Raw genomic sequence first — 25060 nt, 5'->3', positions numbered from 1 at the left:
CGAGACCGTCGAACTCCTCGCCGCCAGGTCGCCGAAGCTGCGGCAAGCGCTGCGCACGGCGAAATGCCAGGGCGTGGCCTACGTGGTGATCGACGGCACGCTGATCCCGATCGACCGGATCGCCGCCGACCGGCCGTTCTACTCCGGCAAGCACAAGACGCACGGGGTGAACTTGCAGGTGATCGCCTCGCCGGACGGGACGATCCTGTGGGGGTCCGGCGATCTGCCCGGCAGCACCCAAGACACCGCCGCGGCCCGGATCTGGAACATCCTTGCCGCCCTGCGCCAGGCCGGGCTGATCGCCCTGGGCGACAAGGGCTATCACGGCTACGACGACACCGGTCAGCATGTGATCACCCCGTACAAGGGCCGCAACAAACCCGAGTCGCAGAAGGACGCCAACCGCGCTCACGCGCGTCTGCGCGGACCCGGCGAACGAGCCAACGCCCAGCTCAAGACACTGGTGGAGATCGCGGACGCGGTCACCAGCTTGCTGGGCCACTTGTGGTGAAGGTCAAACACCGGCTCTCAACCCAGGCTGAACGTTTCGACCCGAGAGCTGAGTTCGTAGGCGATGCGGCGGGCACCCCACCGCGGATAGGTCCGGCGCAGCTCGCAGATCCGCGCCTCGACCTCGGCCGCCATCCGGGTGGCGAGTTGTGCGCCGCGGCCGATCCACCAACCCGGCCAGGCCCTCGGCCTCGTAGCGGCCACCCACGAGTACAGCGACTGCCGCGATGCCCTGACCTCGCGGCCGACCTAAGCGGCTCGATTTCCCGGCAACATGATGGCTGCGATGCCGAGGGACACGTGACATATCCCGTCTTGTGGGGTCGCTCGCCGTTACTGCTAACCTCCCGAATATGACTTCCTGTGTTCAGATGAACACGGGATCAGTCCCAGGTTTGGGTGTTGGAATTCCTGTTCTGGGACAACCAGACGTTCTTCCAGCAGATCGGTCTCGGCTGATCAGCGCGCCGACGGAACCAGGCTCTCCGGCACCGATTCGAGCGCCGCCGCCCAGCGGTCGGCCATCTTGGCGTAGCCGGCCGAGTTGGGGTGCACGCCGTCCTCGAGGTCGGCCGCCGTGAAGCCGGAATGCATGTCGACGAGGTGGTTTCGCTGGCCGCGCTCGGCCACGATCCCGGGAATCGCCGCGTTGTACGCGCGGACCCGCTCCTCCAGTACCGCGTTGTCCGGAATCGGCGTGATCTGGGCGACGAACACCTCGGCCAGCGGCGCGAGCGAGCGGATCTTGTCGATCAACGCACCGAGCCGGGCCGGGGCGCCGGAGTGGTTCTGCACCAGGTCGTTCGTGCCTGCGTGCAGCAACACGGTCCGGGGGTTCGCCGAGCGGACCCACGACACGATCCCGGCGTCCAGCTGGTCGATCCGGTAGCCGGAGTGGCCCTCGTGGTCGTGGTCGCCGAGCACGCGCGGCCCGTTGGAGGCGGACCCGACGAAGTCGACGTTGCGGCCGGAAAGTCGTTGCCACAGAACGATGCGGTAGCCGCCGGGTTCGTTGAAGCCGTCGGTGATCGAGTCGCCGAGCGGCATGATCCGCACGCTGCCCGCGGGCTCGGTCGAGGCCGGCCGAGCCGGGGTCGGCTCGGTCTGGGCGGGGCCTGTCAGCACCACCAGACCGAGAGCCAGGACCACGACGATTCGCCACGACACGGATCAAGCTTCCCAGATGGAGACGTCGACCTCCGGCAGGTCGGGCAGCTGCATGTTGTCGCGGCGCACGGGCGGGTTGCGCCACTCGGGCACCCTGCCGCGGTACTGGTAGCCGCTCTGGTCGCAGAGGGTGCGGTGCAAGTCGGCGTTGTCACGGATCGCCCTGGTGAAGCGGACCCAGAGCCGGGGAGTCTGGCCGAGCGCGCTGGCTTTCGCGCCGAACCGGTGGCCCAGCGCGCGGATCTCCGGTGCGGCGCCCTGCTCCCAGCCGGGCAGGTCCGTGCTGATCTGGGGGCTGATGGCGGCGAAGTCGGAGTGCGCCGTCCAGTCGATGCCGACGGCGACCTCCAGCACGCGGAGGCCGGCGGAGTCGACCAGGTAGACGGCGACCCGCTCGAGCCACCGCTGGTCGACGGCGTGCAGCGTCCTGGTGCGGCTGGCATCGGAGACGCCCGCGTACTGCAGGAAGATCGCGAACTGGTCGACCACCGCCTCGGTTCTCGTTCTCGTCACGGTGTAGGAGTAGGTCTTCATTCGTCCACCTGTTCGGGGCTGGGCGTGAGGTAGGCGGGGGCGAGGTAGGCGCGGCCGGCGGCCTGGTGCTGCTCGTGCAGTGCGGCGGCGGTCTGCTCGACCAGCAACGGGTCCAGCCGCCCGCGCACGGCCGCCTCGACGTGCGGGCGGTACAGGTCGGCCTCGCCGGCGATCAGCGGCAGGTTCTGGCTCAGCCGCTCGATCACCTGCGCCGCCCCGATCGTGGTGAGGTGCGACCGCAGTTCGGCGAAGAACGAGACGGGATGGCGGGGATAGCTGGCGAGCAGGTTCGCCACCACGTCGTCGCCGGCCAGGCCCATGAGGACGGTCGTGATCACCGCGCGGCGTTCCTCCGCGGAGGGGGCCCAGTGCAGCGCGGTCATCCGTCCCGGCCTGCGCAGCGGCGGGTAGAGCTTGCCGAAGTCGTTGCCCGTCACGAAGATCGGCACGCGGGCGATCCTGCCGATGCTCTCCACGTCGCACGGCCGGTCGGCCAGGTGCATGAGCTGGGCGAGGACCTGCTGGTGGTTGACCGTGCCGGTGTTGTTCTCCCACTCGCCGGCGGTGGTGTCCACGTCGTCGATCACGAGGCAGGACGGCCGTTTGCCCTCGATCGCGCGGGCGGCGCTGACATAGGACGCGAGCAGGTGCTTGCCGGGAACTCCGGCGCGGTCGCTTTCGAAATCCGCCGCATTGATGGACAAAACGTGGACATTCGCGTCGTCGAGAACTGTGCGCAACTGGAATGTCTTGCCTTCACCCGGTGCGCCGAAGATGCCCATGATGACCGGGTGTTCCGGCAGATTCACGAGACTGAGCACCAGGTGGTCGTGGACGGCGCGGGCGAACCGCTGGGCGATGAAGGTCATCGGGGGTCCTCCTGGCCGCCGCGCAGGCGCGAGATCTCCTCGTCGAGCTGGTAGAAGATGCTCGACGGGTCGGCGCTCCTGCTCGCCAGGTCCGCTGCCGGCTGCTTCGCCTCCGGCTGGGGCCCGCACGCCCTGCTGATCTCCAGTTGCAGGTTGAGCAGGGCGGACTCGACGTTCGGCGTGTGCTCGGTCGGCATGAACACGATCTTGCGGCGGCGCACCTCCAGCCCGTCGGCGCGCGAGAGCACCTGGACCAGCAGGTGCTTGAGCTCGTTCAGGCCTTCCCGGTCGGACGCCTGCAGGCGTCCGATCGCCTCCACCTCGCTGACGACGGACCGCAGTGCCACCGAGTTCTCGCGGCCCTTGATGAACCGTTCCGCCAAAGCCTGGGCGAATCCCTGCATGGCGGCCACGGTGAGCTCGAGGAAAACCATCCGGTTCCTTCCGGCAATGCTCCGGTCACTGATCGAGGAGCTTCCGCATGGGCATTCGAGTCGTGACCGGAGTTCGTTACAAGGCTTTTCGCACTCGGTTATTCGCATTCCGAATGGACTGCTCCGAACGGGTCGGATTCCGCCGATCCTTGTCAACCGTGAGGACAACCATCCGAAAGGCCCGATGTGGGCGGTTCTCGCCGTGGCTACGTTGGCCTGACCCTGCATCCCTGTGAAGGAGCCCAACGGTGCGAAGAAGTTCCCTGCTCTCCACCGCGTTGACGACTCTGGTCGTCGCGGCGGCGATGGTCGTCCCTGCGGCCGCCGCCCCGGCACTCCTCGCCGCCCCAGACATCGACGTGGCGGCCGTCAAGCAGCATCTGACGCAGCTCAACACCATCGCCACGAACAACGGCGGCACCCGGCGTGCCACCACGGCCGGCTACAAGGCGTCGGTGGCCTACGTGAGGGACAAGCTCACTGCGGCGGGCTACACCGTGACCGAGCAGCCCTGCACGTCGGGCTGCAGCAGCGGCGCCGGTCCGAACGTGATCGCCGAGTGGCCGGGCGGCGACCCGAACAGCGTCTACATGTTCGGCGCCCACCTCGACAGCGTCTCCGCGGGTCCCGGCATCAACGACAACGGATCCGGCTCCGCGTCGATCCTGGAGGTCGCGCTGACCCTCGCGCGGGTGAACCCGGCGATGCAGAACAAGGTCCGCTTCGCCTGGTGGACCGACGAGGAGTCCGGCCTGCTCGGCTCGAAGTTCTACGTCAACCAGCTGTCGGCGGCCGAACGCGCGAAGATCAAGACCTATCACAACTTCGACATGGTCGCCTCGACCAACGGCGGCTACTTCATCAACAACATCAGCGCCGCCCAGTCCACGCACATGAAGGCGTACTGGGACTCCCTGGGCCTGCAGCCCGAGGAGAACGTCGAGGGCGTCGGCCGTTCCGACGACGCGTCCTTCAGCGGCAAGAGCATCCCGGCCACCGGGTACGCGACGGGCGCGGGCGCCGTCAAGAAGCCGCCCCAGGTCGCGAAGTGGGGTGGCACGAACAGTTCCTTCGACCCTTGCTACCACAAGTCCTGCGACACCACGGCGAACATCAGCGACACCCACCTGAACCGCTCGGTGGACGGCATCGCCTACACGTTGTGGGCCTCGGCGGTCAGCGGCACGCCGGGCGCGGACTTCTCCGTGGCGGTGTCGCCGACCTCAGGCTCGGTGGCGGCTGGTTCGTCGGTCCAGGCCACCGTGTCGACCCAGACGACGAGCGGCTCGGCTCAGTCCGTGCAGTTGTCCGCGTCCGGATTGCCTTCCGGCGCAACGGCTTCGTTCAACCCGGCCTCGGTGACGACGGGCGGCAACTCGACGCTGACCATCAGCACCACGGCGTCGACGCCTTCCGGCACCTACCCGGTCACGGTCACCGCGGCCGGGTCCGTCTCCCACACGGCGACCTACTCCCTGACGGTCACCGGTGGTCCTGGCGGCGGCTGCACCGGTACCAACCCGAACGACGTCGCCATCCCGGACAACGCCGGTGCCGTGGACAGCGACATCGTGATCTCCGGCTGCACCGCCACGCCGTCCTCCGCCTCCAAGGTGGCGGTGAACATCCGGCACACCTACATCGGTGACCTGACGGTGGCCCTGATCGCACCGGACGGCTCGTCGTACTCGCTGCACAACCGATCCGGTGGCAGCACCGACAACATCAACCAGACCTACACGGTCAACCTGGCCGGTGAGACCGCCAACGGGACGTGGAAGCTCCGCGTGCGCGACCTCGCGGCGATCGACGTAGGCACGATCGATACCTGGACTCTCACCCTGAACCCGTGAGGCGCGGGTCGCGCACCCCGGTCCTCGCGGCCGGGGTGCGCGACCGCGTGCGGAGGCAATCACAAGCCCCGAGTCTCCGTGAAAACATCGGACGGAAATAGATTGAACCTTTTTCGTTCTTGACGGTCCACTTTCTCGGGTTGAGACTGCCTCGACAACTGCTCACCGAGCCGGGGGGCCGCCGTTGCCGAGTCCAGGGATCGTCCGCCGCTCGTGGTGGGGCGCGCAGCAGCACACGCGGGTCGCCGTGATGTGCCTCGGCGTGCTCACCGCGCTGGCCACGACCGCGGCCGCGGGCTTCCTCGGTGGCACGGCGCCGCGCGCACACGGTCCCGCCGGACCCGACACCGCGATGCACAGGGGCGACTCCTTCGAGGTGACCGTGCACGCGGTGTCCGATGTGGACCTTTTCGAGGGCATGGAGCCCGCCTCGGGAGTCCTCTTCCACGCCCGCGTCGCCGGAGTCGGCCGCATCGCGGACTGCTGGCTGGCAGAGTCGCGCGCCACCGCGCAGAACCTGTTGCGGGGCAAGACGGTCCGGCTGACCGTGAAGAAGGACGTCGACCCCGACAGCGACCGGATCGTGGTCGACGTGCAGCTGCCGAACGGCCTTGACTACGCCCAGACCCTCGTGCACGACGGCATGGCACCGGCGGACGTGTCGACCCGCGACGAGCTCGCCCAGGTCGAAACCGTTGCCCGCCAGGAACACCGCGGCCTGTGGGCGTCGGCCTGCCTGCGCATCGAAACGGCCACCAGCGCGCCGCCGTCCACCACTTCGGCCCCAGCCACCACGACCACGACTACGACCACACCGACGCCGGAGTCTTCCGAGCCGCCGCCTTCGTCACGGGTCACTCCCACCACTACGTCACCCCCCGACGACTCGTGGGACGACGTCTGGCTGGGCAAGGCGTGCTTCAAGGAAGGCGCGCGGCGCAAGGCTGCGAACGGCAACGAGATGGTCTGCGCCCGCAACGGCAAGAACCAGCTGAGGTGGCGCCGTGCGGACTGAAGAAGGCATCGACCTGTTCAGCAAACCGGTCGACCTGGCGCCGCTCGAGACGGACGGCAAGCCACCGCGCGGCCTGACCGAGGAAGGCTGGGTGCGCACGACGGGCTGGCTCCAGGTCGGCGACCACCCGGTGAGCTCGGCCCTCGTCGCCGCGCTGACGGGCCTGCTGTGGGCATCGGTAGGTGCGGCGGTCCTGGTGCGCGAGTTCCCCGTCACCGCGGGCGTTCTGGTGCTCGCGACCCCTGTGGTGACCGGCGTCGGGTGGTGGCTCTTCACCTCGCGGATCCGTCCCGCTTCGGTAGCGCGCAACGTCGCGGCGAAGCCGGCGGAGTCGCTGGTTCCGGGTGACCTCGTCCGGCTTTACGGTTCGATCGGGCCGGTCGGTCAGGTGGCCGAGGTCGCGCTGGGGGAGGACGTCGACGTGACCTTCCAAGGTGGACTGCGTCAGTCGTGGCCGGCCGATTCTGTCGTGCGGGTGGCCGAGCTGCTCAACTGACGTCAGCCGCAGACGCGTTCCACCAGCACCCGCCAGCTCGCGACGAGGTCGTGCACCACGGGGCTGGGCGCGTCCGCGGTCCGCAGGTACAGCAGGATCGGCCCCTCCAGCGCGGCCACCAGCTGCAACGCCAGCGCGCCGCTCACCGCCACCTCAGGACGCGCCTCGCTCAGCAGCATCTGCACGTGGAACAACGACGGGCTCTCGCCGACGGGAACCGGCTGACCGGGGTCGAGCGCCGCGCGGGCCAGGACGGTGTGCTCCACCAGGAACTCGAGCCGCGCCCGCCCGAACGCGACCAGCCGCTCGACCGCCGGCGCGCCAGGACCCAGCGGCGGCGCCCCGGTCATAACCCGGTCCTGGAAGCGTTTCTCCTCCTCGTCCAGCAGCGCGAGGAAGATGCCCGCACGGGTGCGGAAGCGGCGGAACACCGTGCCCTTGCCGAGCCCGGCCCGTTCGGCGAGGCCGTCCATGGTGACCTTGTCGGCGCCCAGCTCCGCCACCATCTGCCGGGCGACGTCGATCAGGTGGGCGCGGTTGCGGGCGGCGTCCGCGCGCTCCTCACGAGGCCGGCCCCACGGCAGCGCAACAGGTTCCACCCGCCGAACCTACCTGCTGTCGCACGGCCGGGCTCTGGTGCGCCTTGATGCCCGCGCCTTGGTCAGCGGACTCCTAGAGCCAGCCGCTGTCCTCGGCGACCTTCACCGCCTCCGCCCTCGTCCGCGCGCCCGTCTTGCCGATCGCGGCGCTGAGGTGGTTGCGGACCGTGCCCTCCGAGAGATGGAGCGCCTTGGCCAGATCCGCCACCGTGCCACCGTCACGCGCCACCGCCAGCACGTCACGTTCACGGTCGGTCAACGGGCTGTGTCCTGTCGCGAGCGACTCCGCGGCCAACGCCGGATCCACCACGCGCAGCCCGGCATGAACCCGGCGCACAGCGTCGACCAACTGCTCCGGCGTCGCGTCCTTGACCACGAACCCGGCCGCGCCCGCCGCCATGGCCCGCGCGAGATAGCCGGGCCGTCCGAACGTGGTGCAGACGATCACCCGGCAGCTCGGCAGGGCGGTGCGGAGCTCGGCGGCGGCGCTAAGTCCGTCCTTGCCGGGCATCTGCACGTCGAGCAACGCCACGTCAGGCGTGGTGCGCCGGGCCGCCGAGACCACCTCGTCGCCGGCGCTGACCTCGGCGACCACCTCGATGTCGGGCTCCAGTCCGAGCATCGCGGCGAACGCGCCCCGCACCAGCGCCTGGTCGTCCGCCAGCAACACCTTGATCACGCCGCCTCCTGCCTGCTTGCGTCATGCGACTTCGGCCCGCAGGTGTGGCCGCCGTGGATCTCCAGAACCCTGCCTGCCTCATCTCGCGACTTCGGCTCGCGGGTGTGGCTGTCGTCGACGTCGAGCGCCTTGTCCACGCTGCCTTCAGCCCGCATTCGCCGTGTGACCTCGGCTTGCGGGTGTTGCTGTGGTCGACGTCCGGCGCCTTGATCACGCCGGCTCCCGCTCACCCACGCCGCACGACCTCGGCTCGCGGGTGTGGCCGCCGCGGACCTCCAGAACCCCGCCCGCCTCATCACGCGACCTCGGCCCGCCCGTGTGGCCGCCGCCGGCCTCCACAACCCCGCCCCATCACGCGACCTCAGCCCGCAGACGGTAGCCGCCGTCGTCCAGCGGCCCCGCCAGCACCGTCCCCCCGACCGGAGCCAGCCGCTCCGCCAACCCCTGAAGCCCCGTCCCCGGCTCGCCCACACCCGCACCGCGCCCGTTGTCCCGCACCTCCAGCCACGTGTCGCCGAGCCGCACGGAGCACTGGGTCGCGGCCGCGTGCCGGAGCACGTTGGTGACCGCCTCGCGCAACACGTACCCGAACACCCCCTGCAGTTCGGGTCGCACGTTGTCCACGGCGTGCGGCAGGTCTGCCTCGATCCCGCCCGCGCGCAACGCCGCCCGCGCGCCCACCACCTCGGCCGACAGCGACACCTCCCGGTAGCCCGAGACGGTGGTGCGGACGTCGCTGAGGGCCTGGCGGGTGAGGTGCTCGACCTCGCGGATCTCCTCCAGCGCCCGCTCCGGGGAAGAGCTCTCCAGCAGGCGCCGTGCCACGCCGGTCTTCAGCGTGATCGTGGTGAGGCTGTGGCCCAGGATGTCGTGCAGGTCCCGAGCCAGCCGGTTGCGTTCCTCGGTGCGGGCGAACGCGGCGATCTCCTCCTGTGCGGCCGAAAGCGCCCGGTTCGCCCGCATCATCCGGCCCACGGCGAGCATGCCGAGCGAGATCGACAGCAACGTGCCGAGCTGGCCGCCGTCGATCGCCAGGTCCTGCTCCAGGTACATCGTGCCCGCCAGCGTCAGCAGCACGGCGCCGTCGATCGCGATCGCCCGCCACGGCGTCAGCACCACCCCGATCGTGGACATGATGTAGACCATCAGGCCCGCGGACGACATTCCCACCCAGTACACGATGATCAGGCCGAGCACGGTCAGCGCCAGGCAGATCGCCGTGTTGACGTTCTCGCCGCTGGTCCACAGCCAGCGCGGCGCCGCCATCCAGCCCACCCCGTACGCCACGATCAGCAGCGCCAGCACCACCCGCGCCGCCAGGCTCCGGTCGCTGACGAGCACGTCGTAGGTCAGGACCGGGATGTAGAGCAGGACGAAGATGAGGGCGAACCAGTACCACTTGCTGCTGTCGTTTCCCCTGCGGCGCACGACGACGAACCTAGCTCTGCGCGCGGTATCGGCGCACGGCGACCAACGACAGACCGGCCACCCACAGCACGATCACCAGCAACGCCTGTTTGACGTCCACCCCGGACACGAACGGCGCCTGCGTCAGTTGCTTGACCCAGAACGTCGGCAGCGCCTTCATGAGCGTGGCCAGCCAGTCCGGCGCCACGTCCGCCGGGATCCAGATCCCGCCCAGCAGACCGAACAGCATCGACGCCAGACCCGTGATCGCCTGCATGCCGTCGGGGCTCGCGACCAGCCCGATCACGATGCCGAGCAGCACGAACGGAATCGCGCCCAGCCACAGCGTCGCCAGCACGCCGACCCAGTGCATCGCGTCCATCCGGACGCCCTCGACCGCGCCGATCACGCACACCAGCAGAATCCCCGGCAGCCCCACCAGCATGCCCAGCGCGCCCTTGGTTGCGAGGTACCCGCCGCCGGTCAACGGCGTGAGCCGCAGCTGCTTCTGCCAGCCCAGGCCCCGCTCGACGGCGATCCGCGCGCCGATCGACAGCGGCCCGGCCATCACCCCGAACAGCGCCATGTTCATCATCAGCGACGTCGTGACGGGCAACCCGTTCGGGAACGTGCCCTGCCCGCCGCCGTAGAGGTTCACGAACAGCACGAACATCACCGATGGCACCACGACCGTGAAGATCAGGTAGCGGCCGTTGCGGACCGCGCGCCGCAGTTCCAAGGCCAGGAATCGGGCGTTCATCAGTTGTCCTCCCCAGTCAGCGCGAGGAACGCGTCCTCAAGGCCCAGAGCCGTGATCTCGATGTCGTGGGCGTTCGGGTAGCGGCCGAGCAACGCGCGCACCGCCGCGTCGGAATCCGTGCAGGTCAACGTGATCCGGTCGCCCCGCCGTTCGACCGACCGCACTCCGGGCAGGTCCAGGTCGGAAGCGCCCGGCACCACCGCGCGCAACGTCCGCCCGGACACCGCGGCCCGCACCTGCGCCACCGACCCGTCCGCCACGATCCGCCCCGAGCGCATCAGCACCACGCGGTCGGCGTACTCCTCGGCCTCCTCCAGGTAGTGCGTCGCGAACAACACCGTCCTGCCCGTGTTCGTGTAGGCGCGCATCTGCTGCCAGAACGCCCGCCGCGTCTCCACGTCCATCGCGACCGTCGGCTCGTCGAGCACCAGCAGATCCGGCTCGCACACCAACGCCAGCGCGAACCGCACCCGCTGCTTCTGGCCACCGGAGAGCTTGGTGCACTTGCGGTTCGCCAGATCGGCGATCCCCGCCTGCTCCAACGCCCGCGCCACCGGCATCGGCCTGCGGTGCAGGGCCGCGATCAGCCCGACCGCCTCGGCCACCGTCGCGTCGTCGAGCAACGCCCCGCTCTGCAGCATCGCCGAGATCTGCCCGGCCACCACCGCCTCGCGCGGCGACCTGCCGAACACGCTGATCGCCCCGCCGTCCGGAGTGGACAGACCGAGCAACATGTCCACCGTCGTCGACTTCCCGGCCCCGTTCGGTCCGAGCAGCGCGACCACCTCGCCAGGAGAGATCACCAGGTCGATCCCGTCGACCGCGCGGACTTCCCCGAACCGCTTCCGCACCCCGCTCAGCGCCACCGCGGCGCCGGCTCGCACTGCTGTCTCCGTCATGCCTCAATGCTCGGTGCCCACGCCTGCCCGGGCCCGGCTCAGCTGTCACGACTGCGCCATGACAGATGTCATGGCAGCGGTACGGTGATCGCGATGACCGAGCTGCTCATGATCGTGCCGTCCCGGGCACGCCCTCACAACATCGCCGCCCTGCTCGACGCGTGGGCCGAGACGACCACCGGCGACACCGAACTGTGGATCGCGCTGGACGAGGACGACCCGTCCCTCGACGAGAGCCGCGCGGTCCGGTCCACGAAGGACTGGGGGACGCTGCGCCCGCCACACTGGGTGGTCGGTCCCCGGCGGTGGCTCGCGGGCACCCTCAACGCCGTCTCGGCACAGGCCGTCGCGACCGGCCGGTACCGGGCGATCGGCTTCATCGGCGACGACCACCATCCGCGCACCCTCGGCTGGGACGAGCACTTCACCGCGGCGCTGCGCGAACTGGGCTCCGGCTTCGTCTACGGCAACGACCTGCTGCAGGGCGAGCGGCTGCCGACCGGCGTGGCGATGACCGCGTACATCATCGCCACGCTCGGCTACATGGCCCCGTCCGGCCTGGTGCACCTCTACCTCGACAACTGCTGGCTGGCGCTCGGCAAGCGCCTGGACCGCATCCGCTACCTGCCCGACGTCGTGCTGGAGCACATGCACTTCCTCAACAAGAAGGCGCCGGACGACGACCTCTACCGCGAGGTCAACTCGCTCGAACGCAACCGCGACGACAAGCTCGCGTTCGAACGGTGGATGGCCGACGGGTTCGAGGCCGACGTCCAGCGCCTGCTGAAGGTGCTCTAAACCGGACGAACGTGCTCGACCGCGACACCGAACTCGTCGGCCAGCCGCTGAGCGATCAGCGACCGGTGGCACGCCTCCGGATCGGCCTCGACGCAGAACAACGCCGACACCCCGTCACCTGACGCGATCGGCGCGAGGTCGGCACGGGCGAGGATCTCGGTGGTGTACCGGCGGATGTACTCGTCCGCTAGCTCGTGACGGGACCGCTTGCCGACCCCCAGCCGATCGTCCTCGGCGTACTGGAGCCGCCGCATGTCCGTTGTCGGGGCGAGCTCGGCGTGGTGCTCGTAGGCGATCCCCGCACTGGCGAGGGCGGCCTGCAGCCGTTGGGAGTTCGCCCAGGAGTACTCGGGTCCGCGCACACCGCGACGCTGCCGGACGTCGAGCAGCAGGCCGACCCCGGCCTGCCGCAGGCGTTGCAGGAATGACTCGGCGTCGAAGCCGTAGACGCCGATCGTCACCACTTTGATCACGCGACGGCGGTCCCTTCGAGCTCGACCAGCTGGCCCGGGATCGCCAGCCGCGTCACCCCGAGCATCGTCGTGGCAGGCGCGACCCCCGCGGCACCCAGCCGTGACGCCAGGACGCCGTAATGCGGGAACAGCTCGTCGACGTCCGTCGTGTAGACGTTGAGCCGCACCAGGTTCGCGAGCGCCATGCCGGCCTCCTCGAGCACAGCTTCGAGGTTGTCGAGGCTCAGCGCCAGCTGAGCGGCCATGTCGCCGTCGTGCCGCGGCTTGCCGTCACCGTCCATCGAGGTCTGTCCCGAGCAGAACAGTGTCCTGGTGTGCCCGGAGACGAGCTCACCCTGGTTGAAACCCAGCTCGGCCGACCAGGCGACGGGATTGACGGCCGTTCGTTGCACTGCCACTTCAGCTCCATTCGGTTCGGTGATCACCAGCCTCGCAACCAATCACGACACCCTGTGTCGTGTATTCCGGTAGTTTTCGGGCCATGCGCGCCGACCGGCTGGTCTCGCTCGTGCTGCTGCTGCGTCAGCGGGGCCGGCTGTCCGCTCCTGCGCTGGCCCGCGAGCTGGAGGTGTCGACCAGGACGGTGCTGCGGGACATCGAGGCACTGTCCGCCGCAGGCGTGCCCGTCTACGCCGAACGCGGCCGCCACGGCGGGTTCGCGCTGCTGCCCGGTTTCCAGACGGAGCTCACCGGCCTGAACCACGACGAGGCGCTCGCGTTGCTGACCGCGGGCCGCGAGCAGGTGTTCGGGCTCGGCCCCGCGTTCGCGTCGGCCATGCGCAAGGTGGCCGACGCACTGCCGGAAAGCCATCGCGACGCCGCCCGGCGGTTCCTGGTCGAGCCCGAGACCGACCTGCTGCCCCGGCGCGCCGCCACCGAGGAGGTGCCCGCCGCGGCGATGACCGAGATCCGGCGCGCGGTCCTCGCCGGGCACCGGTTGCGCCTGCACTACGAGGCCACGAACCAGGCACCGCGGTGGCGCACGGTCGACCCGATCGGCCTGGTCACGGTTCGCGACCGCGGTTATCTGCTGGCGACGAGATCCGGCGCCGACCGCACCTACCGGCTGTCGCGCGTGCTGGCCGCGCAGGCGCTGCCGGAGCCGGCCCAGCGGCCACCTGAGGTCGACCTGGACCGGGTCTGGCGGGAGCGGTGCGCGCAGTTCCTGTCCGACGGCCACATCGCCGTCCTGCTGCGGGTGGACCCGGCCCGCCACGACGACCTGCTGACCACCGCGGTGGCCGTCCGCGCCGCCGAGCGAGACGCGGACGGCTGGCTTCGGCTGGAAGTTGTGTTCCAAGATTTGTGGCACGCCGAGTGGGCGCTGTGGCAGCTTGGTGTTCAGGCAGAAGCCTTGGCCCCGCAGTCGTTACGCACCGCCCTGCACCGTCGCGCGGCGGCTATCGCCGACCACTACGGGTCGTCTCAACTGGTGGTTGACCGTTGACAGTCGAGCCGAGGTGGATTACTCAGTCAGCGGAAGGTGGGCGGGGCCACCTGACCGCAGGCGCTTGGCAACGAGGTGGCGAATGACAGAGGAGTTACCGGAGCTCCCCGGCTTCCGGTACGTCCGACCGCTCGGCAAGAACGTGCACCTGTACCGCGATGACGGCGGTGAGGTGGCGGTCAAACTGCTCATCGACCCGGCGCGCGCGGCCGAGATGCGGACGGCGCTCGGTCTCGGGCACCCCGGCATCGTCACCGTGCACCGAGCCGGACGGACCCGCGCAGGTCTGCTGTACCTGGTGATGAAGCACTACCCGGGAGGTGACGCCGGCGCCCTGGCACCGCTGCGGTTCGAGCGCGTGCTGGAGATCGGCATCCAGATCGCGGACGCGCTGCAGGCCGCACATCGGGCCGGTGTCGTGCACCGCGACGTGAAGCCCGCCAACGTGCTGCTCGACGAGGGCGGCCAGGCCTGCCTGACCGACTTCGGCGTGCTGGGCCGAGACCGTCTGCCCTGGACCGCGCCCGAGGTGGTCGCGAGCGGCTCCTACAGCGCCAGCACTGACGTCTTCTCGCTCGCCGCGACGCTGTGGCACCTGCTCGCCGGGTACCCGCCGTTCGTGGTGCCGCGCGGCGACAACTCGCACGCCGCCCTGGAACAACGCGTCCTGCGCGGCAGCCCTCCGCCGACGCGCCGGGCTCCGCAGCCACTGGAAGCGTTGCTGCACCAGGCGATGGCGGCCGACCCCGCGTTGCGCCCGCGGTCCGCGGAGGAGTTCGGGCTGCGGTTGCGGGAGATCCTGCGCGGAACGGGCCAGGCGTCCACTCCGGACGCTGTCGCCATCCACGTGGACCACGCACCGCAGAAGCCGAAGCGGAAGCGCTGGCCGGTGTACGCGACGGTCGCCGCGGTCGCCGTCGGTGTGATCGGCACCAGCGGGGTCCTGTTGCTCCAGGACGACACCCTGCCGCCGTCCGACAAGGTGCAGCCGCAGAACGCGGCGGCGGAGGGGACGGGCGGGCCGTCGAGCAAGGTGGCCGTCAACGTCACCCGCGTCAACCCCACGACGCTGAAGTTCACGTGGACCTACCCCTCGCCGGTGGCCGGTGACAAGTTCGCCTGGCGCACCAACGACGACCTGAAGTCGGGCACGGTCGAGTCACCGTCGATCGAGCTCTACGCGCCGGGCGCGCTGTGCGTCCAGGTGCGGGTCGTGCGGGCCGACGGCAGCAATGCCAGCGACAACACGTGGTCACCGGAGGGCTGTGGTTTCTAGCGGCGTGGCAGTCCGCGCCCGAGGGTGACCGCGAGCAGGAGGTGCGCCACGGCGAGCACGATCACCGCCGTGGCGACCGGCCCTGACAGCAGCAGACCGCCCGCCGCGCTGCCGAGCGGGAACCCGAGCGAGGTCACGGCGGCGCGGGCACCGGTGGCCTGGCCGCGCACCTCGTCCGGAACTGCCCGCTGGAACGACGAACGTTCGATGGCGTAGAACGGCGCCCACAGGAACGACGCCAGCGCGACGAGCACGGCCGCGACCACGAGGTCGCTCGTGAACGCCAACCCGGCCAACGCGGGCGCCCCGGCCGCGATCACCGCGGGGAGCCGTGCTCTCACCGGCAGCCGCAGGAACAGCGGTAGTCCACACAGGACACCGCACAGCCCGCCCGCTCCCGCCACACCGAGCAGCACGCCGAACGCCAAAGCGCCGTCGTGCAGCACGTTGCGCGCGTAGACCGGATACAGCAGATCGGTCACCCCGCTGAGGAACAGGAACCCGGCGGCGCAGAACGTGAGCACCACTGCCGCCGGATACCTCGTCAGCACAGCGAAAGCCGGTCGTCTCGCGGTCTCGGCCCGCGCCCGCAGATCCGGCAGCCCGAAGGACAGCCAGCTCATCACGGCGAAGCTGACGGCGTCGGCCACGAGCGCCGCGCCGATCCCGGCCGTGCCGACGAGGAACCCCGCCGCGGGAGGTCCCGCGACGTACGCGAGCTCCCAGTTCACCGAGATCAGCGAGTTCGCCGACTCGAGATCGGCGTCGTCCACGAGTCGCGGGACCAGCACGCCCTCGGCCACCTCGCTGACCGCCGCGAGCGCCGCGCCGGCGGCGGCGACCACGCACAGGTGGACGACTCCGAGCCGGCCGAAGTGGTGGAGCACCGCGAGGAGCACGACGAGCAGCCCGCGCAGCGCGTTGTCCCAGCCCAGCAGCAGCCGGACCGGACACCGGTCCAGCAGCCTGCCCGCGACCGGGCCGCACACCAGGATCGGCAGCCCGGAGCACAGCAGCACCAGGCCGAGCTCGCGCGGCCCGGCGAGGTCCAGCACCAGCCACGACAACGCGACGACGGTGAACGCGCTGCCGCACCGCGACACCATCATGCCCAGCCAGAAGCGCCGGAAAGGTGGATTGCGGACAGCACGCAGATACCCCTGGAAAGTGCTTCGCATACCGGCACGCTAACCGAATGATTAATCGAATGGCATTTCTGAATGCAACGGATGATTAATTGAAATGGGAGCATGTACATCAAGCTGGATTGATGTATCGTGAGGGGTGTGCCGACGGAAGATGGAGCGTTGCCGCTGTTCCTGCGACTGATGGGGGAGCCGTTGCGGTGGCAGCTGGCCCGCGAACTGTCCGCTGGCGACCGCCGGGTGCGCGAGCTGGTGGCCGCCGTCGAACAGCCGCAGAACCTCGTGTCCTATCACCTCAAGCAGCTGCGGGACGCTGGACTGGTCACGTCACGGCGCAGCAGTTTCGACGGCCGCGACACCTATTACCACCTCGATTTAAAGCGGTGCGAGCAAGCGTGGTCCGACGCGGGCACAGCACTGCATCCCGCTTTCGACGGCCACCGCCCGGCGCCCGCGAGATCACGGGTGCTGTTCGTGTGCACCGGCAACAGCGGTCGTTCCCCGATGGCCGAGGCGCTGCTGCGGCACCGGGCCCGGCGGGTCGAGGTGACGAGCGCCGGCAGCCGGCCGAAACCGTTGCACCCCAACGCGATCCGCGCGATGGCCGAGTACGGCGTCACGCTGCGCCACGAGCCCACGCACCTGGACACCGTGCGCCGCACCAGGTTCGACCTGGTCATCAGCCTGTGCGACCGCGTGCGCGAGGTGCTGCCCGCGTTCCCCGGCACGCCGCGGCTGATCCACTGGAGCCTGCCCGACCCCGACGACCTCGCCGACTTCCGGGGCGTCGCCGCGGAGCTCGACACCCGCATCCGATTTCTGCCCGTCCATCAGGAGGCCTGACATGACCACCGAGCTGACCGGCCTGGTGAGCGTGCGGTATCTCGTCGACGACGTAGACGCCGCGCTCGCCTTCTACACCACGCACTTCGGCTTCGAGGTGCGCACGAACTTCGCCCCGGCCTTCGCCGACGTCGTGCGAGGCAACCTGCGCCTGCTGCTCAGCGGCCCGGCCAGCTCCGCCGGGCGCCCCATGCCCGACGGCACCAGGCCCGGCCCCGGCGGCTGGAACCGCATCCACCTGATCGTCACCGACATCGAGGCCGAGGTGGCCCGGCTGCGCGACGCGGGCGTCGAGTTCCGCAGCGATGTCGTAAAAGGCCCCGGCGGACAGCAGATCGTGCTCGACGACCCGGCGGGAAACCCGGTCGAGCTGTTCCAGCCCGCCTGATCGAAGTGGTCGTGGCTAGGGTGAGGCCGTGAGCACCTCGCGCGACGACTACCGGCACTGGCAGCAGATTCCGACCCGATGGGCGGACAACGACGTCTACGGGCACGTGAACAACGTCGTCCACTACGCGTTCATGGACACCGTGATCAACACGTGGCTGATCGCCGCGGGCCTGGACATCCAGGCCGGGCAGCAGATCGGGCTGTGCGTCGAGTCGCACTGCAACTACCGCGCCTCGATCTCGTTCCCGGACGCGGTGGACGCCGGGCTGCGCGTCGGGCACCTCGGCCGGTCGAGCGTGCGCTACGAGGTCGGGTTCTTCGTCGAGGGAAGCGACGACGTCGTGGCGGAAGGCCACTTCGTGCACGTGTTCGTCGACCGGACGACCCGCAAGCCCGTGGAGATCCCCGCGCACCTGCGCACGGCGATGGAAGGCGTGGTGGTCGCGTGAAGACCCGAGGTGCGGTGCTCACCGGTGTCGGCGGGCCGCTGGAGATCGTCGACCTCGACCTGGACCCGCCCGGTCCCGGCGAGGTGCTCATCAAGGTGCACGCCACCGGCCTGTGCCACTCCGACCTGTCCGTGATTGACGGCTCGCGCATCCGGCCTTTGCCGATGGTGCTGGGCCACGAGGCGGCGGGCGAGGTCGTCGAGGCGGGACCGAACGCCGAGTTCAAGCCGGGTGACCACGTCGTGCTGTCGTTCGTCCCGGCGTGCGGCGCCTGCCGTCCGTGCGCCTCCGGGCGACAGGCGCTGTGCCAACCGGGCGCGGCCGCGAACCGCGAGGGCACGCTGCTCAGCGGGCACCGCCGGTGGACGCTCCCGGACGGCACACGGCCGCACCACCACCTCGGGGTGTCCGGTTTCGCCGAGTACACCGTGATCTCCGACCGGTCGGCCACCCTCGTCCCACCCGACCTGCCGCTCGACGTGGCCGCGTTGTTCGGGTGCGCCGTGCTGACCGGTGCGGGCGCGGCCTTCTACAGCGCTCAGGTGACACCGGGGGACCGGGTCGCGGTGTTCGGCCTCGGCGGCGTCGGCCTGGCCGCGGTGCTCGCGGCGGTCACGGCGGGTGCGACCCAGGTCGTCGCGGTGGACGTCGTGGAACACAAACGGCAGCTGGCACTCACGCTCGGCGCGACGCACGAAGCCGCCGGCGGACCGGACGTCGTCGCGCACGTCCGGGAGCTGACCGGTGGTGGCGCGGACAAGGTCATCGACACGACCGGCGTCGCGGCCGTGCTCGAACAGGCTTACGCCGCAACGGCTGTGGGCGGCACGACGGTCACGGTCGGCCTGCCGCACCCGGACCGGACCGTCACCCTGCCCGCGCTGAACCTCGTCGCCGAGGAACGCACGCTCAAGGGCAGCTACCTGGGCTCGTGCGTGCCGCGCCGCGACATCCCGCGGTTCATCGACCTCTACCGCGCGGGCAAGCTGCCCGTCGACGGCCTGCTGTCCGGCCGGTTGCAGCTGACCGAGATCAACGACGGGTTCGCCAAACTGGCGTCCGGCGAGGCCGTGCGTCAGGTCGTCGTCATGTGAGTCGTTGCCTGATCTCGGCTTTGAGCACCTTGCCCACTTTGGACCGGGGCAGGTCGGGCCAGATCTCGACCTGCTTCGGCGCCTTCACGCTGCCCAGCTGCTCCTTCACGAACGCGATCAACGCGGCGGGGTCGGCGTCACCGGACACCCGCAGCTGCACGACGGCGGTGACCCGCTCGCCCCACTTCTCGTCGGGCAGCCCGACCACCGCGCTGTCCTGGACCGCGGGATGCGCCTGCAACGCCTGCTCGACCTCGGCCGAGTACACGTTGAACCCACCGGTGATGATCATGTCCTTGGCCCGGTCGACGATGTACAGGTAGTTGTCCTCGTCGAGGTAGCCGATGTCGCCCGTGTGGTGCCAGCCGAACGCGCTGACCTCGGCCGTCGCGGCGGGGTTCTCGTGGTAGCCGGCCATCACCAGCGGCCCGCGGACGACGATCTCGCCGCGTGAGCGAGGGGGCAGCACAGCACCGTCCGGAGCCATGATCGCGACCTGGGTCAGCGGGGTCGGTCTGCCCGCCGACGACAGCCGGTCGACCGCGATCGAGCCGTCGGGCAGGAAGTGGTCGGCGGGGGAGAGCGTGGCGATCATGTTCGGTGCCTCGGTCTGCCCGAACAGCTGACCCATCACCGGCCCGATCCGCCGCAGCGCCTCGTTCAGTCGCACCGGGGACATCGGCGCGGCGCCGTACCAGAGGCAGCGCAACGAACTGAGGTCCGTCGAGTCGAGCGCCGGGTGGTCGAGCAGCCCGTAGATCACGGTCGGCGGCAGGAACGCGTGCGTGATCCGGTGGTGTTCGATCAGCCGGAGGAACTCGCCGAGGTCCGGCGCCGGCATGATCACGGTCTCGCCGCCCAGCGTCATGCTCGGGAACGTGAGCACGCCCGCCGAGTGCGTGAGCGGCGCGAGCGCGAGGTAGCGCGGCCGGACGCCGAACGGGTAGCTCATCAGTGTCAGCGCGGTCGCGGTCTCCAGGTTGTGCCCTGTCAGCCGCACGCCCTTGGGCCTCCCGGTGGTGCCACCGGTACCCGCGAGAACGCAGAGATCGTCGTCGGCCACGGTCACCGGCGAGGGCTCCCGGCCGTGGCGCGCGAGCCACTCGGCGAACGTGACCGCTCCCTCGGCCTCACCGTCCAGGCACACCAACGTGGTCAGCGCCGGCAGCTCACCGCGGATGCGGGAAACGAGTGGCGCGAACTGGGACTGGAAGAACAGGCACCGGCAGCCGAACAGGTCGAGCAGTTCCCGGTTCTCCGCCGCCTCGTTGCGGGGGTTGACCGGGCACCACACCGCGCCGGCCCGCGAGATGCCGAACACGCACGTGAGCGCCAGCGGGTCGTTGGCGGACAGCACCGCGACGCGATCACCGGGCCCGATTCCGCTGTCCTGCAACGCTCCCGCGATCGCATTCGTGCGCTGCTGCACCTCGGCGTAGGTCTGCGAGACGCCGCCGATCGTCAGGCAGGGCGCGTCGCCTCCGAGCGACGCGCCCTTGTCGAGGTAGTCGCTGAGACGCATCAGCGGTGCACTTCGAGGATCGGGTCGAGCACCAGGCCGAACGACCGCAGCGCGCCCAGCAGCTCCCGGTGCCCGAACGCCTGGCAGCCCGACGCGAACCCGACCCGGCGCGGCGCGTCCTGCAGCAGGTGCACGGCGGCGTGCACGTTCAGCAACGCCGTCTGCTTGTAGTTGCAGTTGCCGTGGATGACGCAGTGCGCGCGGCCGAGCGGTCCGGACGCGTGCACGGAGTCCAGGGAGATGTTGATCCGCGGGTTCTCGCGCGGCGGCATCTCACTCCGCACCTGAGCGGAGAACTCGTCGACGATCCGGTACTTCTCCTCGTCCGACTTGCCTTCCATCTGCTGCAGCGCCGCCGTGACGATCTGCGGCACACCGAGCATCAACGGCCGGTTGAACACGCCGCCGAGTGCCCGCACGGACGCGACCCGCGGATCCTTCTTGAACCACACCGGATGTGCTGTGCCGCCCCACGGCAGCGCCAGGCCCAGTTCGTGTTGGCCGGGCACCACGAGCTCGTACAGCCCCGCGTCCGCCGGCCATTCCACGTACTGGTTCTGCTCCAGGTAGTACGCCTTGGCGAACGCGGCGTTCGTGAGGATCGTGTTCGTGGAAGCGACCGTGGGATAACCCTTCCAGAACACCCCGATGTCCAAAGTGTCCAGTCCGGGCTGCTCCAGGCAGATCTGCGCGGCGATCTCGCCGACCGTGTACATCTGCGCGATGCCGGGGGAGAGCAGCAGACGCTGGGCGGCGAACTCGGCGCCGTACTGCTCGTCGGCGTCGATCATCCAGTCCTGCTCGCCGTTGGTGTCGGTGTAGTGCGCGCCGACGTTGAGGCTTGCCCGCACCGCTTCGTGGCCGTAGCGGGAGAACGGGCCGACGGTGTTCAGCACGACCTTGGCCCCGGCGAACGCCTCGGTCAGCGCCGCCTCGGTGTGCTCGACCTCCAGCACCTCGTAGTCGACGGTGTCGATGCCGGGCACCGCGTCGACGGCTTCCTTGACCCGCTTGGCATCCCTGCCCGCGGCGAGGAACGGGACGCCGTACTCGCGCAGGTACTCGCAGATCAGGCGGCCCGTGTAGCCGGAGGCGCCGTAGACGACGACAGGCTTGCTCATCACATCCCCATCCCGCCGTCGACCGGAAGACCCGCTCCGGTGATGAACTTCGAGGCGTCGGAGGCGAGGAACACCACGGCGTCGGCCATGTCGTCGACCTGTCCGAGCCGGCCGAGCGGGGTCAGCTCGACGACCGCGCCCGCGGCGGCTTCCGGTGAGGGGAACAGGCCGAGCGCGGCGCAGTCCACGGCGAGCTGGTTGCCCATCGCGGTGGGGGTGAGGCCGGGGTAGATGCAGTTGACCCGCACGCCGTAGCCGAGCTTGCCGGATTCTGCGGCGGCGACCCTGGTGAGCCGGTCGATGGCGGACTTGGTCGCCGAGTACACGCTGATGCCGGGGAAGGCGATGGTCGCGGCGACGGACGCGACGCTGATGATCGAACCGCCGTTGCCCGCCGCGCCGCCCGGACGCATGGCGCGCAGGCCGTGCTTCATGCCGAGGGCGGTGCCGAGCACGTTGACGTCGAGCATCCTGCGGATGTCGGCGGCCTCCAGCTCGGTGATCAGGCTGGTGATCTCGATGCCCGCGTTGTTGACGAGGATGTCGAGCCCGCCGATCGCGTCGACCGCCGTGCTCACCGCCGAGGCCCAGCTCGCGTCGTCGGTGACGTCCAACGGCACGAACTCCGCCGTCGCACCCGAGTCGCGCAACGTCTGAGCGGTCTGCTTGCCCTCGTCCTCGAGGATGTCGCCGATCAGGACCGCCGCCCCGGCCGCGGCCAGCGCCTCGGCCATGCCCGCGCCCAGACCCCGCGCACCCCCTGTGACCAGCGCTTTCCGTCCGCTCAGCTGATAGCTCGTCATTGCGTCGCCTCCTGAGGTGAGTTGGGTCACACCCTAGTGGGAACTTGACAGTCGTCAAGTTTTTCCTTGACGACTGTCCAAGATTTTTTGGACGAATGGTCAGCGGTTGTCGCAAACAGAGCTACGATCGGCGGCGTGACGGATGTCGCCCAGGAGAATCAGAGTCAGCGGAAACTGGACAAGATCGCCCGCCGGCAGGTCGACAAGTTCGACGCCCGGCGGACCGAGCTCGCCGTGGCGACGCTGCACACGCTCGCCGAGCTGGGGTACGCCCGCACGAGCCTGCGGGAGATCGCGCAGAACTCCGAGTTCTCCCACGGCGTCCTGCACTACTACTTCACGGACAAGCGCGACCTGATCATCGAGGCGGTCCGCCAGTACGAGCGGGTCTGCGTGACCAAGTACGACGAGGTCGTCGCGCACGCGACCAGCGCGCAGCAGCTGTGCGACGAGTTCGTGGCGATGTTCTTCGACACCCTCGTGCAGGACGCGACGCTGCACCGCCTCTGGTACGACCTGCGCAACCAGAGCCTGTACGAGGAGTACTTCCGCGCGGACGTGCTGGAGATCGACGGCCACCGGGAGGACATGGTGTGGCGGGTGGTCAGCCGCTACGCCGAGCTGCGCGACGGCACGCCCGCCGCCTCACCGGGCACCGCCTACGTGACGCTGGACGGCATCTTCCAGCGCGCGCTGCTGCACCACCTGGCCGGCAACACCGAGACCATCGCCGCGTTGCGCGCCGAGTTGCCGGGCGTCATCGACCTGCTGGTGACCTCCGCTTAGACAGCCACTGGGCGATCGGCCCCGCGCCGATGCCGTGCAGTGCGACGCTGCCCAGCACGCACAGCACGGTGATCGTCAGGATCGTGTCGGCGGCCGAGCCCTCCGGCAGCTTGTTGAACGCCAGCAGCCCGAACACGATCGTCGTCGTGCCGCGCGGCCCCAGCGCCCCGACGAGCACGCGGTCCTTGGTGGACAACCTCGACCCGATGAAGGCGAGGAACACCGGCACCATGCGGATCACCGTGAGCACGGCGGCGCAGAAGAGCACCTCCTGCCACGAGACGCCCAGGGAGAAGATCAGGACGGCGGCGATGCCCACGACGAACCACATCGTCATCGTGAGCAGCCCGGTGACGTCCTCCAGCAGGTGCAGGTCCGTGTCGAGCTCGTCGGAACGGGCCTCCGCGCGTCCCTTGTGGACCCGGCGGGCCTTGAGAAGCCGGTGCACGTAGCGGAACGCGATGCCGCAGACGAACGAGGCCACGAAGCCGTTGCCGTCGATCGCGACGGTGGCCGTGTAGGTCAGCAGAGGTGCCAGCAGCACGGCGACGCGCGCGGACTGGCTGCTCACCCACCCGGCCTGGTGCGCGCGGTCCATGAGCCAGCCGAGCAGTGCCCCGATCACGACACCGGCGACGAGCGCCTTGACCGCGAACGGCAGCACCGTCGCCAGCGCCTCGAGCGGCGTCCGTTCCTGGGAGTTGTCGCCGGCCAGGATCAACGCGAACAGGAACAGCGGAGAGACGATGCCGTCGTTGTAGCCGCTCTCGACGTTCAGCGTGCCGCGGACCCGCACCGACAGCGCGGGGTCGCGGACCACCCGTTCCGCCGGGGCGAAGTCGGTCGGCACCGTCACGCACGCGACCAGCAGCAGCACGGCCCACGACAGGCTCGGGAACAGCAACCAGCCCAGCAACGCCGCCAGCGCGAGGCTCACCGGCATGGCGACGAGCAGCACCCTCGCTACGAGCCCGGGATAGGCACCCCACAACCTGCCGGCGCGCACCTCGGTGGCGTCGACGAACAGCAGCACCGCGAGGATGATCTCCGCCGCGTGCTGCACCGACTCGGTGTTGAGACCGGCCGAGATCGAGTTCTCGTTGAACAGCCCGACCGCCACCCCGGCCAGCACCATCACGATCGGCGCGCCGAGGTGCCACCGGTCCAGCCGGTTCGCCGCCAGTGACCTGACGACCACGGCGAACGCCGCGGCGAGCAGCAACGAGTTCATGCGCCCATCCTCGCCCAGAGGTCCTAAGAGGACACACTCCGGGGTGCCGGTGCGCCGCTGCGGTTGGCGTTGATCTCGTCGCGGTGCTCGATCGCCCACTCGGCGAGCGCGATCACCAGCGGCACCAGCGTCATGCCCAGCTCAGTGACCTCGTACTCGACGCGCGGCGGCACCTCCGGGTACGCCGTGCGGCTGACCAGGCCGTCCTCGACGAGGTGCTTCAACGTCAGTGTGAGCATGCGTTGGGAGATGCCGGTGATGCCCTTCTCCAGCTCGCCGAAGCGCAACGGCCCCGACCGCAGCGCGCCGATGACCAGCAGGCTCCACTTGTCGCTGATGCGGTCCAGCACCTCGCGGACCGCGCCGCCGTCGTTCATCGGCGGCGGGCACGTGCGCGTGAGCCTGGTCACAGCACACCTCGCTTTCCTGGACACATACACGGATGTGCCTTTTGCAGGTC

The 25060-nt window shown here is 69.8% G+C and carries 29 protein-coding genes and 2 pseudogenes; 12 read left to right on the top strand and 19 right to left on the bottom strand.

Annotated elements, in window-relative coordinates; genetic code table 11:
• Positions 1–460, top strand: a pseudogene (locus ABZ345_RS22830) (transposase family protein); the annotation flags it as partial.
• Between the two features lie 101 nt (positions 461–561).
• Here ABZ345_RS22830 and ABZ345_RS22825 read toward each other — a convergent pair.
• The 5 genes and pseudogenes from ABZ345_RS22825 to ABZ345_RS22805 all read right to left on the bottom strand — a co-directional run.
• Positions 562–738: pseudogene (locus ABZ345_RS22825) on the bottom strand (helix-turn-helix domain-containing protein); the annotation flags it as partial.
• A 231-nt stretch (positions 739–969) separates the two neighbouring features.
• On the bottom strand, positions 970–1677 hold the full coding sequence (locus ABZ345_RS22820; RefSeq protein ID WP_359852023.1) for an SGNH/GDSL hydrolase family protein: 708 nt from the start codon (positions 1675–1677) through the stop codon (positions 970–972).
• Between the two features lie 3 nt (positions 1678–1680).
• Positions 1681–2211 (bottom strand): hypothetical protein, encoded by a 531-nt coding sequence (locus ABZ345_RS22815; RefSeq protein WP_359852020.1) that lies wholly within the window; start codon positions 2209–2211, stop codon positions 1681–1683.
• Complete coding sequence (locus tag ABZ345_RS22810) at positions 2208–3080, bottom strand: AAA family ATPase (protein ID WP_359852017.1); 873 nt, start codon at positions 3078–3080, stop codon at positions 2208–2210. The genes ABZ345_RS22815 and ABZ345_RS22810 overlap by 4 nt, the downstream gene beginning before the upstream one ends.
• Positions 3077–3514, bottom strand: coding sequence for a hypothetical protein (locus ABZ345_RS22805; protein WP_359852014.1), 438 nt, complete (start codon positions 3512–3514; stop codon positions 3077–3079). The genes ABZ345_RS22810 and ABZ345_RS22805 overlap by 4 nt, the downstream gene beginning before the upstream one ends.
• Positions 3515–3762: 248 nt before the next feature.
• On the opposite strand from ABZ345_RS22805, the gene ABZ345_RS22800 reads away from it, so the two are divergent.
• The 3 genes from ABZ345_RS22800 (at position 3763) to ABZ345_RS22790 (ending at position 6878) form a co-directional block, all read left to right on the top strand.
• Complete coding sequence (locus ABZ345_RS22800; protein WP_359852011.1) at positions 3763–5367, top strand: M28 family metallopeptidase; 1605 nt, start codon at positions 3763–3765, stop codon at positions 5365–5367.
• Positions 5368–5551: 184 nt separating this feature from the next.
• Complete coding sequence (locus ABZ345_RS22795; protein WP_359852008.1) at positions 5552–6382, top strand: thermonuclease family protein; 831 nt, start codon at positions 5552–5554, stop codon at positions 6380–6382.
• Positions 6372–6878, top strand: coding sequence for a hypothetical protein (locus tag ABZ345_RS22790; protein ID WP_359852006.1), 507 nt, complete (start codon positions 6372–6374; stop codon positions 6876–6878). The genes ABZ345_RS22795 and ABZ345_RS22790 overlap by 11 nt, the downstream gene beginning before the upstream one ends.
• A 2-nt stretch (positions 6879–6880) precedes the next feature.
• Here the strand turns inward: ABZ345_RS22790 and ABZ345_RS22785 are convergent, their stop codons facing one another.
• The 6 genes from ABZ345_RS22785 to ABZ345_RS22760 all read right to left on the bottom strand — a co-directional run bounded on the left by ABZ345_RS22785 (position 6881) and on the right by ABZ345_RS22760 (position 11222).
• On the bottom strand, positions 6881–7477 hold the full coding sequence (locus tag ABZ345_RS22785) for a TetR/AcrR family transcriptional regulator (RefSeq protein ID WP_359852003.1): 597 nt from the start codon (positions 7475–7477) through the stop codon (positions 6881–6883).
• Positions 7478–7550: 73 nt separating this feature from the next.
• Positions 7551–8156, bottom strand: coding sequence for a response regulator transcription factor (locus tag ABZ345_RS22780; RefSeq protein ID WP_359852000.1), 606 nt, complete (start codon positions 8154–8156; stop codon positions 7551–7553).
• Complete coding sequence (locus tag ABZ345_RS22775; RefSeq protein ID WP_359851997.1) at positions 8153–8311, bottom strand: hypothetical protein; 159 nt, start codon at positions 8309–8311, stop codon at positions 8153–8155. The genes ABZ345_RS22780 and ABZ345_RS22775 overlap by 4 nt, the downstream gene beginning before the upstream one ends.
• Before the next feature lie 196 nt (positions 8312–8507).
• Positions 8508–9584, bottom strand: coding sequence for a histidine kinase (locus ABZ345_RS22770; protein WP_359851994.1), 1077 nt, complete (start codon positions 9582–9584; stop codon positions 8508–8510).
• A 10-nt stretch (positions 9585–9594) separates the two neighbouring features.
• Entirely contained in the window at positions 9595–10323 is a 729-nt protein-coding gene (locus ABZ345_RS22765) for an ABC transporter permease (RefSeq protein ID WP_359851991.1), read from the bottom strand.
• Positions 10323–11222: an ABC transporter ATP-binding protein gene (locus ABZ345_RS22760; protein ID WP_359851988.1), complete on the bottom strand. Its 900-nt coding sequence runs from the start codon at positions 11220–11222 to the stop codon at positions 10323–10325. The genes ABZ345_RS22765 and ABZ345_RS22760 overlap by 1 nt, the downstream gene beginning before the upstream one ends.
• 93 nt (positions 11223–11315) lie before the next feature.
• Here ABZ345_RS22760 and ABZ345_RS22755 point away from each other — a divergent pair, with 93 nt between their 5' ends.
• Positions 11316–12020 (top strand): hypothetical protein, encoded by a 705-nt coding sequence (locus ABZ345_RS22755; protein WP_359851985.1) that lies wholly within the window; start codon positions 11316–11318, stop codon positions 12018–12020.
• On the opposite strand, the gene ABZ345_RS22750 is transcribed toward ABZ345_RS22755, so the two are convergent.
• On the bottom strand, positions 12017–12493 hold the full coding sequence (locus ABZ345_RS22750) for a DUF488 domain-containing protein (protein WP_359851982.1): 477 nt from the start codon (positions 12491–12493) through the stop codon (positions 12017–12019). The genes ABZ345_RS22755 and ABZ345_RS22750 overlap by 4 nt on opposite strands.
• A complete protein-coding gene (locus ABZ345_RS22745) occupies positions 12490–12885 on the bottom strand; it encodes a RidA family protein (RefSeq protein WP_359852067.1) in 396 nt (131 codons plus the stop codon). Before ABZ345_RS22745 ends, ABZ345_RS22750 begins: the two co-directional genes overlap by 4 nt.
• 89 nt (positions 12886–12974) lie before the next feature.
• On the opposite strand from ABZ345_RS22745, the gene ABZ345_RS22740 reads away from it, so the two are divergent.
• Positions 12975–13940, top strand: a complete 966-nt coding sequence (locus ABZ345_RS22740) for a WYL domain-containing protein (RefSeq protein ID WP_359851979.1) — start codon at positions 12975–12977, stop codon at positions 13938–13940.
• A gap of 82 nt (positions 13941–14022) precedes the next feature.
• Entirely contained in the window at positions 14023–15216 is a 1194-nt protein-coding gene (locus ABZ345_RS22735; RefSeq protein WP_359851976.1) for a serine/threonine-protein kinase, read from the top strand.
• On the opposite strand, the gene ABZ345_RS22730 is transcribed toward ABZ345_RS22735, so the two are convergent.
• The gene (locus tag ABZ345_RS22730) at positions 15213–16394 is read right to left on the bottom strand and encodes an MFS transporter (RefSeq protein ID WP_359851973.1); all 1182 of its coding nucleotides are present in this window, start codon (positions 16392–16394) and stop codon (positions 15213–15215) included. The genes ABZ345_RS22735 and ABZ345_RS22730 overlap by 4 nt on opposite strands.
• 150 nt (positions 16395–16544) lie before the next feature.
• Here ABZ345_RS22730 and ABZ345_RS22725 point away from each other — a divergent pair, with 150 nt between their 5' ends.
• Genes ABZ345_RS22725 through ABZ345_RS22710 form a run of 4 tightly spaced genes read left to right on the top strand, consistent with a single transcriptional unit; the run spans position 16545 to position 19137 of the window.
• Entirely contained in the window at positions 16545–17204 is a 660-nt protein-coding gene (locus ABZ345_RS22725) for an ArsR family transcriptional regulator (protein WP_359852064.1), read from the top strand.
• A 1-nt stretch (position 17205) separates the two neighbouring features.
• On the top strand, positions 17206–17592 hold the full coding sequence (locus ABZ345_RS22720) for a VOC family protein (RefSeq protein WP_359851970.1): 387 nt from the start codon (positions 17206–17208) through the stop codon (positions 17590–17592).
• A 28-nt stretch (positions 17593–17620) separates the two neighbouring features.
• Complete coding sequence (locus ABZ345_RS22715) at positions 17621–18043, top strand: thioesterase family protein (RefSeq protein WP_359851967.1); 423 nt, start codon at positions 17621–17623, stop codon at positions 18041–18043.
• Positions 18040–19137 carry a zinc-binding dehydrogenase gene (locus ABZ345_RS22710; protein WP_359851964.1) on the top strand — a complete coding sequence of 366 codons (1098 nt, stop codon included), beginning with the start codon at positions 18040–18042 and terminating at the stop codon, positions 19135–19137. The genes ABZ345_RS22715 and ABZ345_RS22710 overlap by 4 nt, the downstream gene beginning before the upstream one ends.
• Here ABZ345_RS22710 and ABZ345_RS22705 read toward each other — a convergent pair.
• Genes ABZ345_RS22705 through ABZ345_RS22695 form a run of 3 tightly spaced genes read right to left on the bottom strand, consistent with a single transcriptional unit; the run spans position 19130 to position 22583 of the window.
• Positions 19130–20659, bottom strand: a complete 1530-nt coding sequence (locus ABZ345_RS22705) for a long-chain fatty acid--CoA ligase (RefSeq protein WP_359851961.1) — start codon at positions 20657–20659, stop codon at positions 19130–19132. The genes ABZ345_RS22710 and ABZ345_RS22705 overlap by 8 nt on opposite strands.
• Positions 20659–21780 (bottom strand): DUF5938 domain-containing protein, encoded by a 1122-nt coding sequence (locus ABZ345_RS22700; RefSeq protein ID WP_359851958.1) that lies wholly within the window; start codon positions 21778–21780, stop codon positions 20659–20661. The genes ABZ345_RS22705 and ABZ345_RS22700 overlap by 1 nt, the downstream gene beginning before the upstream one ends.
• Positions 21780–22583: an SDR family oxidoreductase gene (locus ABZ345_RS22695; RefSeq protein WP_359851955.1), complete on the bottom strand. Its 804-nt coding sequence runs from the start codon at positions 22581–22583 to the stop codon at positions 21780–21782. Before ABZ345_RS22695 ends, ABZ345_RS22700 begins: the two co-directional genes overlap by 1 nt.
• 135 nt (positions 22584–22718) lie before the next feature.
• On the opposite strand from ABZ345_RS22695, the gene ABZ345_RS22690 reads away from it, so the two are divergent.
• Complete coding sequence (locus ABZ345_RS22690) at positions 22719–23369, top strand: TetR/AcrR family transcriptional regulator (protein ID WP_359851952.1); 651 nt, start codon at positions 22719–22721, stop codon at positions 23367–23369.
• Here the strand turns inward: ABZ345_RS22690 and ABZ345_RS22685 are convergent.
• Entirely contained in the window at positions 23341–24600 is a 1260-nt protein-coding gene (locus tag ABZ345_RS22685; RefSeq protein WP_359851950.1) for a cation:proton antiporter, read from the bottom strand. The genes ABZ345_RS22690 and ABZ345_RS22685 overlap by 29 nt on opposite strands.
• 23 nt (positions 24601–24623) lie before the next feature.
• Positions 24624–25010, bottom strand: coding sequence for a helix-turn-helix domain-containing protein (locus ABZ345_RS22680; RefSeq protein WP_359851947.1), 387 nt, complete (start codon positions 25008–25010; stop codon positions 24624–24626).
• Positions 25011–25060 lie beyond the last annotated feature (50 nt).

The organism is Lentzea sp. NPDC005914 (assembly GCF_040629405.1).
Taxonomy (GTDB): Bacteria; Actinomycetota; Actinomycetes; order Mycobacteriales; family Pseudonocardiaceae; genus Lentzea.
The sequence above is the reverse complement of the archived record's forward strand: the minus strand, read 5'-3'. Positions and strand labels throughout refer to the sequence as shown.